Origin of the sequence: Gordonia bronchialis DSM 43247, assembly GCF_000024785.1 — a bacterium.
Taxonomy (GTDB): Bacteria; Actinomycetota; Actinomycetes; order Mycobacteriales; family Mycobacteriaceae; genus Gordonia; species Gordonia bronchialis.
Map to the genome: position 1 here is coordinate 260776 of NC_013441.1, position 19551 is coordinate 280326.

Below are 19551 nucleotides of genomic sequence, written 5' to 3' on the forward strand. Positions count from 1 at the left end.
GGTCATCCGCACCGGAACGGACGTCGAAGACCGGCGTCCGATGAGTCACACAGGAGATCCGATGGCCGAGAACCCAGCTCGTTTCGACATTGCGCACCTCGCGCGGGTCGAACTCTTCAGCCCGAAGCCCCAGGAGACCGAAGAGTTCTTCACCAAGTTCCTCGGCCTGCGCGTGACCAAGCGTGAGGGCCAGTCGGTGTACCTGCGTGCCTTCGAGGATCCGTACCAGTGGAGCCTGAAGGTCACCGAGGCGCCAGAGGCCGGGATGGGGCATGCCGCATTGCGCACCCAATCGGCCGAGGCCCTCGAACGGCGCGTCTCGTCACTCAAGGACGCGAACGTGGAGGGCAAGTTGCACGAGGACGACTTCGGCTACGGCAAGACCTTCAGCTATCAGTCGCCCGACGGGCACAACCTGTCGCTGCTCTGGGAGGCGGAGAAGTACGTCGCACCGCCGGAGCTGCAGAGCAAGATCCTGACGCGGCCGTCGAAGAAGCCGCTGCAGGGAATCCCGGTCAAGCGCATCGACCATCTCAACCTGATGGCGTCGGACGTGTCGGCCATCCGCAACTCCTTCGAACGTCACCTCGGGTTCCGCACGACCGAGAGCGTCGTCGACGGCGACACCGAGATCGGCGCGTGGATGAGTTCCAACCTGCTCGGCCACGAGGTGGCCTGCATGAAGGACATGACCGGCGGACGCGGCAAACTGCATCACGTCGCGTTCTTCTACGGAAACGGCCAGCACAACATCGATGCGGCAGAGATGTTCCGCGACTACGACATCCAGATCGAAGCCGGCCCCGACGTCCACGGCATCACGCAGGGCCAGTTCCTCTATGTCTTCGAACCCGGCGGCAACCGGATCGAGCTGTTCGGTGAGGCCGGCTACCTGCACATGGACCCCGACGCCGAGACCAAGACGTGGCAGATGTCGGACATCGACACCGGCCTGGCGATCGGTGGCGCGAAGCTGCCGTGGGAAACCTACTTCACCTACGGCACCCCGTGCGTACTGAATCTCGATCGCCACATCGAGGCGTTTGCCCACTTCGGTCCGGGTGAACCGCTGCCGGAGGCGCATCTCGCCGCGGCGAACATGCCCGACGAGATCGAGCAATCCCGCGCCGTCGCCGGCGCGCCCGCCTGACCGATCATCCACACAGCTCTGCCCACCGTCGGATGGCGGTGGGCAGAGCTGTGTTCGGGTGTTGGTTCGCTACCCCCGATCAGTACCCACTCGACCGCATCGGCGCCGGGTCGTACATCCCAGACCGGCGCGCGGTGCCGATCTCGAGCTCAGCCGGGGGCGCGGGCGCGATCTCGGTGAACCGTTGCAACCCACCCCAATCGCGTCCCCAGTTGTTCCGCAGGTAGGTCGGCAGCAGGGTCGGACGCAGCATCGCCTCGGTGATGCCCAGCGGCCCACCGGCCTTGCCGGACATCCAGGTCTGGCTGTTCTTCCGGGTCGCCTCGGCGTCGGGCATGATCCGCCACTTGGGTACCTCGAGGACACCGTTGCGGACCGCCATCGGCCGCTGGCAGGGGAACACGAATCCGGGCAGCCAGTCGATGAAGACCGGATCGGTCCGTCCCACAACGTCATTCAACGTGGCAAGCGAGCTGACCCGGGGTGGTGTGATGGCCACCCATTCCGACGGCGCGCCGGAGGTGTCCTCGACGATCACGCGGACCACCGTCGCCTCACGGGGCGCGTCGGCGAGCGGGAACCGGAGGTTGCGCCAGGTCGGAGTCTCCCCGATGTCAATCGGGGTGCGGATGGCAACGGTGCTGACCCGGCCGGACGGTTCGAGGTGCCCGTATTGCACGACTACCTTCTGCCCGGGATGCACCACGCCGATACCGTCGACGGCTTGTACCGAGCCGGCGACCGCGATGGTCAGCAGCGGGGCGTTGTGCCGCTCCGGCAACCGATACCAGTCCGTGGTCAATGACGCGGTGCCCGAGGGTGATCCGTAGGATCCCAGGACCGGGGTCTTGGCCGGGTCCAGACCGAAGGGCAGGCGCACCGTCGAACCGTTGACGCCGCGGACGCCGCCCTTGCCGCCCTCGGTGCCACCCTGGGCCGAGGTGTTCTGGTCGTCGGACACCTCGTCTGCACCGGCGCCGGTCTGCGCGGTGTTCTGTGCGGACGTGGTGGAGTCCTGATCCTCGGTGGCGTCCACCGACAGGCGGTCGGGCACCCCGTCGGGGGTGAATCCGGAACTGTCCGCGCCGGACAACGCCTGTGCGACACCGGGCGCCGGGCGGCGGCCGATCGCGGCCGGTACGAGCAGGCCCGCCGTCGGGTCGGCCTCCACCAGCACGTCGTTGGCGAGAGCACAGGAATTACCGCTCAGCGCACGGGCATTCGATTTCGCCCACGACCACGAATCGCGTTGTTCGTAGGCGCCCTTGATGAACGAGGCCACCATGAACAGCACGACGAACCCGGCGATCACCGGCAGCGGCGAGAACTTGAGACGCGAATACCACGCGCCACCACCGATTGTCCGGGTCTTCTCGTCGACGTAGTCGTCGCGGAAGTGGAACCAGAGACCCACCAGCGCGGTGACCACGGCCAGGATCAGGAAGGCCCAGCCGAGCTTGATCGGCCCGATCGACGGCGGACGGTCCCACCAGGGGATGCCGTAACTGCCGACGAACCACCAGCCGTTGGTCCCGGCGAAGGACATGCCGGTGACCGCGAGGACAGCCGCGGCGAAGAAGGTGCGGTTGCGCCGCGACCGCAGGATCGCCGGCGCCATCATGGCGCCCGCCGCGGCAGCGAGACCGGCAGCGATACCGGCGTACACACCGAAGTGGTGTGTCCACTTGGTGGGTGTGAACGAAATGAAGAACATGGTACCCAGCGTCACCGCCACCAGCCGCCAGATGGGCGCGCGCGCAACACCGCTCGGGTGTTCACGACGCAGCAGCCGCAGCAACACCACCACCAGGCACAGGATCATGATGAGAATGCCGAAGCGGCGTGCCAGCGTGCCGTCGGCGGTCGGCAGGATCAGGTAGTAGTAGCGAACCGGTTCCTGCCACCACTCCAGCGTCGGGCCGACGTCGGTGGCCACCTGATTGCCGGCGATCAGCGGTGCGAGCGGCTGATCGGCGAAGATCTGGAACAACACGGCGGTACCGGCGGCCAGGATCGGTGCGAGCATGGGCAGCAACCCATCTCGACGACGACGCGTCACCAGTGCCTTGACGACGGGACGGATTCCGGCGAGCAGTGCCGCGACGGCCATCAGCCCGCCCGGTGCCAGCGCCAGCGTGAAGGCGGCGGCCACCACCGCGACCGCGTACGGCAACAGACGACGCGTCGCGATGGCCCGCTCCACACAGCACCAGGTGAGCAGGGCGCCGACGGCTTCGGCGGGTTCGGGACGCAGACCGTTGTTGTAGGGCAACCAGATCGCGAGGAACACGAAGGCCGCCGACCACACCGCCGGGGTGCTGTTGCGCACCGCGCGGCCCAATCGTGGGATCACCTCGCGGCTGATCAGCCACCAGCCGAGCAGCCCGAGTAGGAAGGCGGGCAGGCGCATCCACGGCGCGGCCAGACTCACGTGGCTCATCGCCGAGATCACCTGGAAATGCCAGCCGAACGGGTCCTGCGGCACCCCGAAGTACCGGAAGTAGTTGTCGGCGTAGCCCGCCTCACCGGTGATACGCCCGACGACGAAGTTGTAGCCGTCGTCGGAGGTGTTGGTGCCGGCGAACCACCAGAACGCCAGGATGACGAACACCGCGACGTCCGGGCCGCGGATGGTCCACCATTGTGAGGGCAGAAAACGCTTGTGGCCCCGACCATCCCGGTGATCGAGGATGCCCAGCGCGACCAGCGACAGGATCGTCATCAGGATGCCGAGGATGATCACCGTGAGTTTGAGAGCCGATGGCGTGCTGACGTAGCGGGTGTCGATGGTGGCCCGCAACGAGAGTCCGTCACGCGGGGCATCGGCCGGGAGATAGCTGTACACGCCGACGATCTGCGGCCGCATCTCGTGATCACCGGTGGTGAAGGTGGTGAGTCCCGTGCTCGCGCCGGCGTTCTCGAAACGTGCCTGCACGCCATGTCCGTCGGCGTGCAGGATGATGCGGCAGCCCGGATTCGACTGTGCCGCAGCACGCGGGGTGCTGAGGATGACGACGTCGCGGTCGGTGACGGTCAGGGTGTCGGCGGTGGCCCGCACGAACAGTCCGCGCGCCGCCGAATCCTGTCCCTGTTCGGGGATGGTGGACAGCAGCACCCCGCCGTTCGCGGGTAGCCGTGCCGCCAGCACACACGGCACCGTCATGTCCATGTCGATCGGCACGTACGACACCAGCGGAGCCGCAACATCCGACACGGTATCGCCTTGTGGCCAACGGAGTTCCGCGGTGGTCTGATTGACCGGCAGCAGAGGGGTCAGCACGGCCGCCAGGAATCCCAGCAGGCCGGTCACCACCGCGGCGATCTTCACCCAGCGATAGTCCCGGCGAGCGTCGGCGGGTGCCTCGTCGTCGGCTGTGACCACTGTGTTCTCGGGTCCGTCACTCATCTGCTTGCGGCTCCACCCTGATCGAACCCGTTCGCGACCAACCCCACTGTGTCACCTCTCCGGTGCTCAGCCGGGCCGGCGGTGCATCCGGCACCAACGGCGTGAGTCGTTCCAGTGCACCCCAATCCCGCGTCCAGTCGTCCTTCAGGTAGGTCGGGACGGCCAGCGCCGAGGTGGTGGACTCGGAGACGGACAGCAGGCCACCGTCGGCCGCGGCCTGCCACGTCTTGGACTGCGAGTTGGTGGTCGGGTAGTCGGCCAGGATGCGCCACTGGGGTACCTCGGCGACGCCGTGGCGCACCTGCAGGGGACGCTGGCAACTGAAATGCGCGGCCGCGCTGAAGTCGATCAGCGTCGGCGCGTCGGACCCGACGACCTGCTGCAGGGTCTGCAACCGCGGGGCGCGCGGCGGCGTGATCCCGATGAACTGATACTGCCCGAGGTTGTTGTCCAGCAACGACAGTCGCATCAAGCTGGCGGCCCGGGGTACGGCGGCCATCGGTACCCGCAGGTTGCGCCACGGCCGATTGGTGATCACCGGGCCGGGATCGATCGGCAACACATCGGGACCGATCTGGGTGAACGCACCGCCCGGACCGGGCCGGCCGAATTGGACGACGAGCTTCTGCCCGAAGTTGCGCACCCCGAACTGATCGATCGTCGACACCGCGCCCGCCGTGCTGAAGACCAGCAGCGGCGACACCGACCGGTCGGCGGGCAGTTCGTAGGCGCCGGTGGTCAGCCGCGCCTCACCGAGGTGGCCGTAGCTACCGAGAACAGGCGTCGTCTTCGGGTCGAGTCCAAAGGGCAGCAATGCATTCGAGCCGTTGACGGTGGTCGGTCCGACGCCGCCGGTGGTTCCGGCGCCGAGTCCGCCGGTGATGGCGAACGGCTTGGCGAAACTCGCCGACACATTCATCTGGCCGGGCCGCTGACTGCCGGGTTCGGGAGCCAGGTTCTCCGGAATGCCCTGCGGGGTGAAACCGACCGAACCGACACCGGTCAACGCCGCGGTCGCCGAGAGCCCGTCGGCCGGGACCAACATGCCCGCGTTCGGATCCGACTCCACCAGAACCTGATCGGCCATCCCGCAGGAGTTGCCGCGCAGCGTATCGACGTTCTCGGAGAACACGGTGACGGCCGGGTAACGGCTGACCGCCGCCTTGGCGAACACCAGGAGTTCGGCGATCACCATCAGGCCCGCGATCACCGCGATCGGCGACGACGCCAGGAACAGTCGTCGCCGATCGGCTCGGCTCTGCCCCGGGCCGTCGTCGGCGTGCGCCAGCCCCTTGTTCTGCACGTAGTCGAGTCGAAGATGTTGCCAGACAGCCATTCCCGCGGTGATGACGGCGAGGATCAGGAACCCCGTCGATACCTCGTAACCGGCGAGAACAGGTGCGCGGTCGAACCAGGAGATCCCGTATTCATAGACGAACGGCCACGAGTTGTAACCCGCGGTAGCCGCCGCCATCGCGAAGAACAGGCCGGAGACGAACACCGTCAGATTGCGGGCCGAGCGCGCCGCCGACTGTGCCACGGCCAGAGTGGCGGCGGCCGCGATCGCCGCACCGAGACCGGCGAAGACACCGAACTGGATGGTCCACTTGGTGGGGGTGAAGGCGAACAGCAGCAGCGTCACGCCGATCGCACCGATGAGCCGCCACATCGGGCCGGGCGCGACACCACGGATGCGGGTGCGCCGCAGCATCACCGCGACCGTGACGATCACACCGGCCAGCAGGAGCAGCAGCGGTACCCGTCTGGTGAGCGCGCCGTCGTCGGTGGGGACGGTGATGAAGTAGTAGCGCAGGAACTCCTGATGCCAGCTGATCACCGGACCGACCTGATAGCGCAGCTTCATCGCCTCGAGGACGCCTGCCAGGGTCTGATCACGGAACACCACGACGGCCACCAGCGAGCCCGCGGCCGCGATGGGTGCGATCAGGGCGAGGGTACCGGCGACTCCGCCGCCGGTGGTACGCCGACGATCGAGCAGGATGTGCAACAACGGGCGGGCCGCGACCAACAGGATGGCCACCCCGATCACGCCGTGCGGGGCCAGTGCCAGCGTGAACGACGCCGCGATGGCCGCCAGCGCGGCCGGCAGCAGCCGCCGGGTGGCGATGGCGTTCTCGGCGGCCCACCACGTCAGCAGCGAGCCGAGCACGATGATGCCCTCGCTGCGCAGGCCGCTGCAGTACGGCAACCAGAACGCGGTGAAGGTCAGCGCAGCCGCCCACAGCGCCCAGCCACTCGATCGAACCGCCGCCCCCAACCGCGGCAACAGCACGCGAGTGAGGATGAACCACGACGCCAGCCCGGCGATCAGCGGCGGGATGTGCATCCACAGCAACGACGGCGACACCGACGACCAGTGGGCCAGGAAGCTGTAGTACCAGTCGAACGGCGCTTCGGGGATGCCGTAATAGCGGTAGTAGTTGGCCAGGTAGCCGAAACCGTCGGCGGTGCGGCCCATGTTCAGGATGTAACCGTCGTCGGGGCTTCCCGCGCCCAGCAGCAGCCAGATCAGCAGCACGGCGGTGACGGCGAGATCGGTGACTCGCGGACGCAGCGTGCGCCACCACGGGCCGGCCCGCGTGCGGCGAACCCGCGGCGCGTGCAGCCGGTCCAGCAGGTACAGCGCGATGAGCGCGACGAGCACCGCCACCACCGCGGCCACCATCACGACAAGTTTGAGGACCGTGGGCGAGTTCTCGTAGCGGTTGTCGATCTCGACGTGCACGCGCAGGCCCTGCGCGGCGCGCACCGCGTCGGTCGGCACCGCACTGAAGACGCCGTCGACCTGCGGGCGTTTGTCCGGCGCCAGGGTGGTCGACGGTCGCAGGCCGACGAATTGCGCGCCCGGCCCGCTCGGCGCCGACCACACATGGAGCTCGCTGCATCGGCCCAGCTCGGAGCGGGCAGCGGTGGCCGCGACGCTGTTGCGGAACGTCACCGTCACCGACTCCGCGGTCGCGGTGATGTAGAGCGCCGACGCCTTGGACTTGGCTGCCGCGGTCGGCATGGTCCCCACGATGACGCCGGCGCCGTCGGGCAACGCGGGCAGGATCGTCGAGGTGAGCGTCGCGCACGGGATGCGGATGTCGAGGCTACGGGGGGTCTGTGCGATCAGCGGTGCCGTCACCGACGACGTCTGTGCCGACAGCGGCTGATCCTGCGGCCAGTCGAAGGTGGCGTCGGTGGCCTTGACCGGCAACAACGGCGTCAGTGCACACAGCACGACACCCAGGACGCCGGCCACGATGGCCACCAAGCGGGCGTTGTCCGCCGAGAACGGCCCGGACACCTCTGCGGTCGGCTGATCTGCTCCTGGCGCAGGGGTCGGGGCTGTCACAGGCACGATGTCTGATGGTAAGCGAGATGCCTGAGAGCACCTAAATCTCTTCTCAGACTTCCGCCCGCCGCGATTCCGGCGCGCAGCTGTCCACTACTGTCACAGACTGATGACTGCGCCTTCCGAGCCGTCCGCGGAACCATCGCCGGACGCGCCCACCGATTCGGCCGAACCGGCCCATGCCACCGCGTCGAACACCCGGCGCTGGGCGCTGGCCGCCGTGTTCGGCGGGATCGTCGCGGTCATCGCCGCGATCCTGACGCCGCTGTTGCCGGTCACCGAGCACACCGCCCGCATCGACTGGCCGCAGGCGACCGGCACGGCCGTGACCGCCTCACTCGCGGCGCAGACGCCCGCCGGACTCGACATCGCCGTGCCGTGTTCGACGCTGGACCGCGAGGTCCGCAGTGGCACGCCCGGCGCCGCGCGGGTCGTGGTGCTGTCCACCGTGCCCGCCGGCGGCTTGCGGGCCGCCGACAAGGGCCTGTTCATCACCACCGACCGGACCGGCGCATCGGTGACCGTCCGCGGCAAAGAGGTGCTGCGCATCCCGGCCGCCGAGCTCGCCCGATGCGAGCGTGTGCGCATCACCTCGACCCTCGCGGGTCTGCAGGCCCGCGCGGTGGGTATCGGCACCACCGGGTCCGTGGGTCCCACCGACCTACCGCAGGTGTCCGGGGTGTTCACCGACCTCGAGCCGGCCGCGGTCACCGCCGCAGGCGCCGACGGACTGGCCGTCCGCATCGACATCGACAACCGATTCGACACCGCGCCCACGGCACTGAAACTGTTCGTGATGATCGTCGGGGTGCTGGCCGCGATCCTCGCCCTGATCGCGATCGCCGTGCTCGACGTCCGCGGCGGCTACCACCGGCGTGTCGGCCGAGGTGACCTGCGCCGGCTGCTCTGGCCGCGCCCCGCCGACCTCGCCGTCACCGCGGTGCTGGTGATCTGGCATTTCCTCGGTGCCGGGTCCTCCGACGACGGCTACATCCTCACCATGGGCCGCAACAGCACCGACGACGGCTTCCTGGCCAACTACTACCGCTTCCACGGCATCCCCGAGGCCCCGTTCGACTGGTACTACACCTTTCTGGCGCACTGGTCGACGGTGTCGACCGCGGGTGTGTGGATGCGGTTGCCCGCACTGATCGCCGGACTCGTCTCGTGGTTCATCCTGAGCCGAATCCTGTTGCCGCGGCTCGGCGGGGCGGTACGCCGATCGCAGTGGGCGATGTTCACCGCCGCCGCCGTGTTCGTCGCGTTCTGGATGCCGCTGTGCAGTGGGCTGCGCAGCGAGGGCATCATCGTCGCCGGTTCGCTGCTCACCTGGTGGGGCGTCGAGCAGGCCATCGCCACCCGGCGCATGCTGCCGGCCGCCGGCGCGGCCCTGGCCGCGGGAATCACTCTCGCGCTCGCGCCGCACGGCATCATCGCCGTCGCCCTGCTCATCGCCGGATCCCGGCCGATGCTGCGGATCATCCGCCGGCGCGGCACCGAGAACGGACTGCTGCCGCTGATCGCGCCGATCGCCGCCGCGGCCGCGATCGTGGTGATCCTGGTGTTTCGTGACCAGACGCTGGCGACCGTCGCCGAAGCGCTGCGGGTGCGCTACACCGTCGGCCCCACCCTGGCCTGGTATCAGGAACTACTGCGCTACTACTTCCTCTCGCTGACCACCCAGGACGGCAGCCTGGTGCGTCGCGTGCCGTTGCTGCTGTTCCTCACCGCCCTGTTTGTCGCCATCGCGGTGATGTTGCGGCGCAAGCACATTCGTGGCGTCGATCCAGGGCCCGTGTGGCGCCTGGTGGGCGCGGTGCTGCTCACCGTGCTGCTGCTGTCGTTCACGCCCACCAAATGGACCGTGCAGTTCGGCATCTACGCCGGCGTCGCGGCCGCGATGGCGGCGGTCGCAACCGTGGCCGTGGCCGAGTCGGCCCGCCGATCCCCACGCAATCTGTGGATGTACATCGCGGTGCTGATGTTCGCGTGTGCGGTGGCGTCCGCGGGGAAGAACGCGTGGGGCTGGGCCTACGACTTCGGTATCGCCTGGTTCGACAAGGCGCCGTCGGTCGCCGGAATCCAGCTCTCCAGCGTGCTGCTGGTGGCCACGGTTGCGGCGCTCGCGGTGGCGGTGTGGTTCCACCTGCGCATCGACGTCGACGCCGAACGCGGCGTCGTCCGGTCCGCACAGGCGGCGCCGTCGGCAACCCAGATCGCCATCGCATCGTCGCCGATGCTGATCATCGCGACGCTGTTGGTGCTGGTCGAGTTGGCGTTGTTCGCCAAGGCCGCCGCGGTCCGGAGCGACACCTACACCACGTTCAGCGCCAACATGCGTGCGCTGACCGGCAACACCTGCGGGATGGCCGACGACGTCCTCGTCGAATCCGATCCCAACGTCGGTGCGCTGCAACCGATCGGCACCACCGACATCTCGCGTGCCCTCGCCGGTGACTCCACCGGCTTCACCCCCGACGGGGTGGCGCCGGACCTGCTGCCCGACCCGGAATCGCTCGGTGCCGGCACCATCAACACCTCCGGCAACCTGGCCCGGCCGTTCGTACTCTCCGGCGGTCCGCCCGGAACCACCGGCGGCGTCGGGCCGGTAGGGGTCAACGGCAGCCGGGTGAAACTCCCGTTCGGATTGAACCCCCGAACCACCCCGGTGCTGGGCAGTTTCGGGCACGACAACGAAACCGCCGAGCTCACCTCCGGCTGGTATCGGCTTCCCGACCGCAACGCCTCACCGTTGTTGGTGATCACCGCGGCCGGACCGGTCTTCTCCGTCGACCAGGACGGTGTCGCCGCACCCGGTCGGTCGCTGAAGGTCCAGTTCGGGCGAGCCGGGACCACGCCTGACGCCTTCGAGCCGATGGGCCCGGGTTACGTGCCGATCGACCCGGGACCCACCAAACCCAACCGGCCGTGGCGGAACCTGCGCATCCCGATGGAGGCCGTCCCGGCGGGTGCGACCGCGATGCGGATCGTCGCACTCGACAACAACGTGAGTCCCGATCAGTGGCTGGCGTTCACGCCGCCGCGCGCCCCGCGGCTGCGGACGCTGCAGCAGGTCGTCGGCTCCGATGCGCCTGTGCTGCTGGATCTCTCGGTGGGCAGCCAGTTCCCCTGCCAGCGCCCGATGACCACCCGAAACGGTGTGCTCGAGGTCCCGCAGTGGCGGATCGTGCCCGATGCGGTCACCACGAACTCGAAGTCCAAGACGTGGCAGGCGGCGGTCAACGGCGGTCTGTTGACCACCCCGGAGGCACTCACCTCGGCGGACACCGTCGCCACGTACCTCGACCATGACTGGTATCGGGATTGGGGTGGCCTGCAACGACTGTCGCCGCTGGTGCCCGACGCGACACCGGCACACGTGACGACGGGGGAGAAGACGACGTGGGGCGTGAGCCGACCGGGCCCGATCAGGGTGGTGCCGCAAGATGACTGAGAAGCGTTACCGCATCGCCAAGCTCGTGGCCGTCATCGCCGGCGCGATCGGTGTCCTGCTCGCGCTGGCCGCACCCTTCCTCCCGGTGACCTACACCAAGGCCGAGCTGAATTGGCCGCAACAGGGTTCGGTGCAGAATGTGGCCGCCCCCAACGTGTCCTATGTGCCGGTGTCGGTGGACATCGCGGTGCCGTGCACCTTGGCCGCCGACCTGCCGGCCGCCGGTGGCGTGCTGTTGTCGACGGTTCCCGAGAACGGGGCCGAGGCCGGCAAGGTGGGCCTGTTCATCCGGGCAACCGAGCAGCGACTCATCGTCACGCAACGAAATGCGGTGCTGCTCAGCGTGCCCCGCGCACAGGCGCAGGACAATCCGGGATGTCGCGTGGTGATCCACGCCGACACCTCCGGTACCCGCGGCGCGGTGGAGGGACTTGCCCCCGAAGCCGGGGTGACCACCTTTGATCTGCGCGATCCCAACGCCCGACCGCAGATCATCGGCGTCTACACCGATCTGCCGCCCGGTGCGTCGACCGAGGGCCTGTCCTACCGGTCCACCATCGACACCCGATTCATCTCGAGTCCCACCACCCTCAAGGGTCTCGCGCTCATCATCGGCGTGCTGTGCACCATCGCGTCGATGATCGCGCTCGCGGTGCTCGACTCCCGGGACGGCCGCAAGCTGCGAAAGCTGTTGCCGCACCGCTGGTGGCGTCCGCGCATCGTCGACGTCGTGGTGGGCGTGGTGCTCCTGATCTGGTTGTTCATCGGTGGCAACACCGCCGACGACGGCTACCAGGTGACCGTCGGCCGGATCGCGCCCGGCGCCGGCTATCTGGACAACTACTACCGCTATTTCGGTGCGCCGCAGGACCCGTTCGGCTGGCACTACCAGTATCTGGCGCTGTGGATGCAGGTCAGCACGGCCACGCCATGGCTGCGTCTGCTGCCGTTCCTGTTCGCGCTCGCCGGCTGGTTCCTCATCAGCCGGGCCGCCCTGCCACGGCTCGGCAAGGCGGTCGCGTCGTCGACGCCGGCGATGTGGGCGGCCGGCCTCGGCTTCCTGGCGGTATGGCTGCCGTTCAACAACGGTCTGCGGGTGGAACCCGTTCTGTCGGTGGGCATCCTGCTGACCTGGGTGCTGGTGGAACGCGCCGTGGCCACCGGCCGGCTGTTCCCGCTGTCGCTGGGTATCGTGTCGGCGGCCTTCACCCTGACGATCCATCCGGCCGGGGCGATCGCCGTGCTACCGCTGCTCGCCGCGCTGCGGCCGATCCTGAAGCGACTGCGAATGCGGTGGCGCCGAGACGGATTCCTGCCCGTACTGATGCCCATCCTGGCGTCGGGTCTCGCGGTCCTCTTCGAGATCTTCGCCGACCAACCGCTCGCCTCGATCCTGGAAGGTGTCGAGGTACAGGGCATCGTCGGCCCCACCAACAAATGGTGGACCGAGGCGATGCGGTACTACATCCTGCTCAATCCCACACCCGACGGCTCGATCGCCCGCCGCGTGGGCATCTTCGTGACCATCCTGGCGGTGCTGATCATCGTGCTCACGCTGCTGAGCAAGCGCCGGGTGTCGCGGGTGGCCAGCGCGCCGCTGTGGCGGTTGGTCACGGTGACCGCCGGTGCGGTCGCGGTGCTGGCTTTCGTGCCCACCAAGGCCACCCACCAGATGGGCGCCTTCGCCTGTCTCACCGGTGTTCTCGCGGCTGCTGCGACGGCGCTGCTGCGACCGTCGGTGATGCGACGACGCTGCAACCGGACCTTCGTCACCGCGGCGGCCGCCTACGCGCTCGCGGTCGCCTTCGCCGGCCGCAATCAGTGGTGGTACGTCGGCAGCTACGGCATCCCCTGGGGCGACGACACCCCCAACGTCCGCGGTATCGGACTCTACGTCCCGATCCTGGTGGTGGCGGTCGCGCTCACCGCCTACGGCGCCTGGCAGTACTACCGCGACGACAAGCTTGCCGAACTCGGCGAGCCGGTACCCGCCTACCGCGTCAACGATCCTCGCCCGCAACGGTTCCTGCGCCGAATCCCCACCTACTCACTGGCCATTATCTGCGCCGCGATGCTGGGTTTCACGTTCATCTCATTCGCCAAGGCGATCGACACGCAGCGCGATTCCTGGTCGTGGGCAAGTTCCAACCTCGACGCCATGCGGGGGAACACCTGCGCCCTCGCCGACGCCGTCCTCGTCGAGGAGGACCCCAATACGGGACTGCTGGCACCGGCACGTGTTGCCGGGCAGAACAATCCGTCGCCCGGTGCGGCGCTGGCGGGCCGCGGGATGACCGGATTCGATCCCAACGGGGTGTCGTCGAACCTGGAGAGCGACAGCGAGGGAGAGGACTCCGACGACGCCGGCCAGGACCGCACCCAGACCGATCCCAACAAGGCGCCCGAAGAGCCCAGCGGCGGTGCGGGTTCGGCCGACACGGGTGGCGGCACCACCGCCACGCGTGGCGTGAACGACTCCATGGTCCGCCTGCCGTTCGGCCTCGACCCACAACGCGTCCCGGTCCTGGGAACCTACGGAAACCCCAGCGGCAGTGGCCATCTGCAATCCGACTGGTATCAGCTGCCCGCGCGCAGTGACGACCGCCCGATCGTGACCATGTCGGTGGCCGGCAAGATCGAATACATCGACGAGCTCGCCGTGCGTCATCCCGGACAGAAGTTGCGACTCGAGTTCGGGCGGGTCGAGCCCGACGGTCGCGTCACCACCGTCGCGTCGATGCTGCCGCTGGACCTCGACGCCGCACCCGAGTGGCGCAACCTACGCTTCCCGCTCGACCAGGCTCCGCAGCGCGCCTCGGTGGTGCGCATCGTCGCCGACGACACCTCCGCCGACCCCGACCAGTGGCTCGCCGTCACCCCGCCGCGGGTGACCAAGCTGGTGACACTGAATTCGCTTGTCGGTAGCGAAGATCCGGTACTCCTGGACTGGGAGGTGGCCTTCGCCTTCCCGTGCCAGCGTCCGGCGTCGGCCGCCAATGGGGTCCTCGAGACACCGATGTGGCGCATCACCCCCGACGCCGAGGGTGAGCGCGTGAACTCGCGGCGCTGGATGGCCGGCGACTACGGCGGCCCGCTCGGCATCGTCGAGAACGAACTACGCCCGACGGTGCTGCCGGCCTACCTGCGCAACGACTGGGCCAAGGACTGGGGCAGCCTGCAACGCCTGACCCCCCTCAAACCGCAGGTGACCGCCGAGATCGACCTCACCGACGACGTCCACTGGGGCTGGTGGACACCCGGACCGATGCGCGCGGTCAAGAACTGACCCGCCTCCGCGGTCGTTGACCGTGCGTCGGATCTCGACGCACGATCAACGGATATGGACGCACGGTCAGTGGGCGGACGCAGGGAGACGACGCTGGTCGTAACCGGGAGCGTCGAGTACTACTTCCGGATCGGCGCCGGACTCCACAGCCCGCTGCGGGTGGCGGTGCCGGTCTGGATGTCCGCGAGGGTCGTCACGCCGCCATACGGCGTGTAGCGTTCCAGCGCTCCCCAATCGCGACCGATGTCGCCTCGCAGGTAGGTGGCGAGTGCGGTCGCCTCCTGGGACACCTGCAGCCAGCCGACCGGGCCGCCGCCGAACTGGTCCTGCCAGGCGGTCACCGCGGCAGCGAGATCGGCGCCCGGCTTGATGCGCCAGTCGGGGATCTCGGCCACACCGACGTGATGGTCGAAGGGCCGCTGGCATGGGAAGGCGAGTCCGGAGGTCCAGTCGACGTGCACCGGCGCCTCACGTCCGACGACGTCCTCGAGCGTGCGCATCTTCGGCACCCGCGGCGGGGTGACGACGATGAAGCGATCCTCGGACAGGTTGTCGTCGGTGGCGACGATACGGACCGCGGTGGTGTCGGCGGGCAGATCCTTGGTGTCATAGCGCAGGTTTCGCCAGGACGGCCGGGGCCCGGGGTCGATGAGTTCGGTCTCGTCGGCCGGGGTGAGGTCGCCGTCGCGGGTGTTCGGCCCGATCGGATCGGAGGTGTACTGCAACATCAGATTGGGGTTGTCGTACTCGCCGGCGACCGACATCGTCAGCAGCGGACGGTCGCGCCAGCCGGCGGGCAGTGCGTACCAGCCGGAGGTCAGTTTCGCCGGGATCTGGTCGGTCTTGGAGTAGCTCCCCATCACCGGGGTGGTGGCCGGGTCGAGGAAGAACGGCAGCTTGGCGCGGCTGCCGTTGATTCCGGGGGTGGGCAGTACGCCGCCGCCGGTGCCGCCGGGGTTGGAGTTGAGGATGTCCGGCGCCGCCCAGACGTTGCCGGCGAGGACGCCCAGTGAGCCCTCGCTGGCGGTGCTGGACAGATCGTCCTCGACGCCGTTGGGCGAGAACCCGACGGTGCCGGGCTGGGCGTCGGAGCCCGGTGGCGTCGTCGGCCCGCCCAGCGGGTTGGGGAGCGTTCGATCGACTGGCCGGAGCATGTCGCGGTTGGGGTCTTCTTCCACCCACACCCAGTCGGCCATCCCACATTCGTTCCCCGCGAGAGCTTCCAGGTTGGAACGCGGAGTGGAGAAGGAACTGCTCTGGTTGATGGCGGAGAACGCGGCGGTGACGATCTCGAAGACCACCACGGCGGCCGCGACGTAGGCGAACGGAGCCGATGCAATGGATGTGCCCACCCGCCGGTAGGCGCGTGGATGACGCGGTGGGGGAGCGTTCTCGGCCGGGTCGGTGCCGGTGAACGGTTCGCGGAAGTGGAACCACAGGGCCAGTGCGAGCAGCAGCAGCGACAGGTAGAGCAGCAGTTGGCCGAGCATCAGCCCGCCGATCGTCACCTGGCTGATGCCCCACGGCATCCCCCACGACGAGTAGTAGTAATACGAGTTGGGTGCGGTGAATGCGAAGCCCGTGACAAACAGGACCAGCGCCGCGAACAGCGTCCGGTTGCGGCGCGAGTGCATTGCCTGATGGCCGGCCGCGATGGTGGCGATCGCCGCCAGCGCGGCGGCGAGCCCCGCGAACACGCCGAAGTGGTGGGTCCACTTGGTGGGCGTGAACATCAGGAACACCAGTGACGCGAAGGTGATCCCGACGATGCGACGTGACGGACCCAGTGCGGTCCCCGGGATACGCGACTTGCGGATGAGGACAGCCGCGGAGACCACCATCGCCAGGATCATCGCGAGCACCGCGAACCGGCGCGCGATGGAACCGTCCGCCGAGAACGCGAAAAGCGAACTGTAGCGGTCGATCTCACTGAACCAGTGGCGCGACGGTCCGACGTCGGTCTTCATCGTCGACGCCTCGGTGAACGAGCGCAGCGTCAAGTTGGAGAAGACGACGAACACGACGAAGGTGCCGGCCGCAACGATGGGCGCGATCAATGCGACGTAGGACCACGCGCCGCCGCCGATGACCCGCGCCCGCTTGATGAGTGCCATGATCATCGGCCGGGCGCCGGCGATGAGCGCGGCGACCGCCAGCAGGCCGGTGGGCCCGGCGGCGAGGCTGAATGCGCCGACGAGGCAGGCCACCGCCGCCGGCAGGAGCCGTCCGGTCGCGATCGCGCGTTCCACCGAACACCAGGTGAGCAGGGCGCCGAGGCAGATGATGGGTTCGGGACGCAGCCCGTTGTTGAACGGGAACCAGAACGCCAGGAACACGAAAGCAGCCGTCCACGCCACCGGCGGCCGGGTCAGCGCGGCGCGGCCGAGGCGCGGAATGACCTCGTGGCTGACGATCAGCCAGGCCAGGATGCCGCAGATCAGGGCCGGGATCCGCATCCACGGACTGGCCACCGACACGTGGCTGAGCATGCCGAAGACCTGGTAATACCACCCGAACGGCGCTTCGGGTGCGCCGAACCAGCGGAAGTAGTTGGCGGTGTAGTCGGTGTCCTGGGCGACCCGCGACATGGTCAGCAGGTAACCGTCGTCGGAGGTGTTGGGCCCGATGAAGTGCCACACGATCAGCGCGCCGATCACCACGTAGTCACGGGCGTTGAGGTGCCACCAGCGGGCGGGCAGGAATCGGCGGTGACGGCGGCCGTCGGTGGAGTCGAGCGCAGCCAGGGCGACCAGCGACAGCAGGGTCGCGATCACGCCGACGATGACGACGATCCACTTGAACACCGTCGGGGCGGTGTTGTACCGGGAATCGATGGTGACGTGGGCGTCGAGCCCGGGGACGTCGGCGGCGGGGCCGCTGAGGTCGGTGAACAGCCCGGTGAGCTGCGGACGCTGATCCGGCCAGTACTTGTACTGGTCGCGGGTGTCGGTGGACCCCATCAGCGGTGACCCGTCGTTGCCGCGCATACCCACGAACTCGGCGGTCACCGCGTCGGCGTCGGCGTGCACCACGATGTCGCGGCACGGCTGTGACCGGACCTGGGCGAGTGTCGCCGACACGAGCGGCACGTTGCGGTTGACGACCTCCACCGAGCGGTGGTCGTCGGGGTCGCTCGGTGAGCCGGTGACGCGGATGAACAGTCCGCGTTCGCCGCTTTTCTCCGCTTGCTTGGGCAGCGTCGACAACAGGACCGAGCCGTTGTCGCCGAGGCGGTCGACCGCGGTGCATGGGATCGAGATGTCCAGGTCGATGGGGACGTAGCTGATCAGCGGTGCCGCCACCGAGCTGATCGCGTTCTGCTGCGGCCAGGTGATCTCTGCGGTCGTCTGCTTCACCGGCATGAGCGGTGTGGCGAGCGCGAGGAACAGGCCTGCCAACCCGGCGATGATGGCGACGAGTTTGGCTCGCCTCACGTTCTGGGCTGCGGACACAATGAGAGATGTTAGCCCCGGCGTCTCACCGTCCCTTTCCGGGACGGCTCCGGTAGGCCCGGCGGGGACCACTAAGGTGAGGTCATGTCCGACGACGCCGGGGCCCGCGAAACCACCGAACCACTGCCCATCCTGTTGCTCAACGGTCCCAATCTGAACACCCTGGGCACCCGTCAGCCCGAGGTGTACGGGTCGGACACCCTGGCCGACGTCGTCGATCTGGCCGAGCGCACGGCTGCCGAGCTGGGCTTTGGGCTACGGGCCGCGCAGACCAATCACGAGGGCCAGATGATCGACTGGATTCACGAGTCGGTCCGTCAGATCAGCGGCATCGTGATCAATCCAGCCGGCTGGACCCATACCTCGGTGGCGCTGGCCGATGCGCTGGTCATCCCGGGTGCCCCCATCATGGAGGTTCACATCAGCAATGTGGCCGCCCGTGAACCGTTCCGCCATCATTCCTACGTCTCCCCGCACGCATCGGGCGTGATTGCCGGGTACGGCATCCGTGGGTACGAGTTCGCGATCCGACGCCTCGTCGACATCATCGGATGACCTATCTTCGTACCGCAACCGTAGGGTTGCGTTACGCCGTCGTCGGTGTCACTATTCAAGTGCAACTCAGATGTTGCACTCTGGAAGATCCTCGACATCAGGAGCACCCATGACCACCGCCGACCACGACCGGATCGAACGTGAGATCACCATCGACGCGCCCGTCGACCGTGTCTGGACACTCGTCTCCGAACCCGGTTGGTACATCAACGACAAGCAGATCACCGAACACCGCATCGAGACGCGCGGTGAGGTGACGATCGTGCACGATCCCACCCACGGGGCGTTCGCGATGCTCGTCCTGGAACTCGACGAACCGCGCTACGCCGCCTTCCGCTGGCTCATCGACGCCGACGACCCGCAGAGCACGTCCACCCTCGTCGAATTCTGGCTCACCGAAACCGATTCCGGCGTCGTCCTCAAGGTTGCCGAGAGCGGCTTCGCGTCCCTCGACGACTCCGACGCCAATCGTCGTTCCCGATTCGAGGATCATTCCGACGGCTGGCGCATCGAACTCGAACTCGCCCGCGATCACCTCACCCGGCAGGATGCGCGTGCCTGAGAACGACGCGGCCACCGTCGAACTCTTCGCGGCGCTCGCCGACGACACCCGCTGGCAGATCCTGGTGCGGCTCGGCCGCGAGCCCGCGTCGGCCTCGGCGCTGGCCGGCGAGTTCCCGATCTCCCGGCAGGCCATCGCCAAACACATTCAGCTGCTCACCGACGTCGGTCTGGTGACACCGGTCCGCGTGGGTCGGGAGATCCGCTACGAGACGGTGGGAGCCCGGCTGTCCGGTGTCGCCCGGCGCCTCGACGACATCGCCCGTGGATGGGACCGGCGACTGGCGCGGATCAAGACGTTGGCCGAGGATGCAACCACCTAGTGGTCC

General features: G+C 68.2%; 9 protein-coding genes. 6 read left to right on the top strand and 3 right to left on the bottom strand.

Going from position 1 to position 19551, the window contains the following annotated elements; all coding sequences use genetic code 11:
- The first annotated feature begins 61 nt into the window (after positions 1-61).
- On the top strand, positions 62-1150 hold the full coding sequence (locus GBRO_RS01160) for a VOC family protein (RefSeq protein ID WP_012832176.1): 1089 nt from the start codon (positions 62-64) through the stop codon (positions 1148-1150).
- A 79-nt stretch (positions 1151-1229) separates the two neighbouring features.
- On the opposite strand, the gene GBRO_RS01165 is transcribed toward GBRO_RS01160, so the two are convergent.
- Both GBRO_RS01165 and GBRO_RS01170 read right to left on the bottom strand, forming a co-directional pair.
- Positions 1230-4556, bottom strand: coding sequence for an arabinosyltransferase domain-containing protein (locus GBRO_RS01165; protein WP_012832177.1), 3327 nt, complete (start codon positions 4554-4556; stop codon positions 1230-1232).
- Positions 4549-7920, bottom strand: a complete 3372-nt coding sequence (locus GBRO_RS01170) for an arabinosyltransferase domain-containing protein (RefSeq protein WP_083775498.1) — start codon at positions 7918-7920, stop codon at positions 4549-4551. Before GBRO_RS01170 ends, GBRO_RS01165 begins: the two co-directional genes overlap by 8 nt.
- 103 nt (positions 7921-8023) lie before the next feature.
- Between GBRO_RS01170 and GBRO_RS01175 the strand changes: the two genes are divergently transcribed.
- Both GBRO_RS01175 and GBRO_RS01180 read left to right on the top strand, forming a co-directional pair.
- A complete protein-coding gene (locus GBRO_RS01175; protein WP_012832179.1) occupies positions 8024-11368 on the top strand; it encodes an arabinosyltransferase domain-containing protein in 3345 nt (1114 codons plus the stop codon).
- The gene (locus GBRO_RS01180) at positions 11361-14654 is read left to right on the top strand and encodes an arabinosyltransferase domain-containing protein (RefSeq protein ID WP_012832180.1); all 3294 of its coding nucleotides are present in this window, start codon (positions 11361-11363) and stop codon (positions 14652-14654) included. The genes GBRO_RS01175 and GBRO_RS01180 overlap by 8 nt, the downstream gene beginning before the upstream one ends.
- Before the next feature lie 119 nt (positions 14655-14773).
- Here the strand turns inward: GBRO_RS01180 and GBRO_RS01185 are convergent, their stop codons facing one another.
- Entirely contained in the window at positions 14774-18106 is a 3333-nt protein-coding gene (locus GBRO_RS01185; RefSeq protein WP_041919658.1) for an arabinosyltransferase domain-containing protein, read from the bottom strand.
- Between the two features lie 84 nt (positions 18107-18190).
- On the opposite strand from GBRO_RS01185, the gene aroQ reads away from it, so the two are divergent.
- The 3 genes from aroQ to GBRO_RS01200 all read left to right on the top strand — a co-directional run bounded on the left by aroQ (position 18191) and on the right by GBRO_RS01200 (position 19545).
- Positions 18191-18661, top strand: a complete 471-nt coding sequence (gene aroQ, locus GBRO_RS01190) for a type II 3-dehydroquinate dehydratase (protein WP_012832182.1) — start codon at positions 18191-18193, stop codon at positions 18659-18661.
- 109 nt (positions 18662-18770) lie between these two features.
- Positions 18771-19223, top strand: coding sequence for an SRPBCC domain-containing protein (locus GBRO_RS01195; protein ID WP_012832183.1), 453 nt, complete (start codon positions 18771-18773; stop codon positions 19221-19223).
- On the top strand, positions 19210-19545 hold the full coding sequence (locus GBRO_RS01200) for an ArsR/SmtB family transcription factor (protein WP_052298196.1): 336 nt from the start codon (positions 19210-19212) through the stop codon (positions 19543-19545). Before GBRO_RS01195 ends, GBRO_RS01200 begins: the two co-directional genes overlap by 14 nt.
- Positions 19546-19551 lie beyond the last annotated feature (6 nt).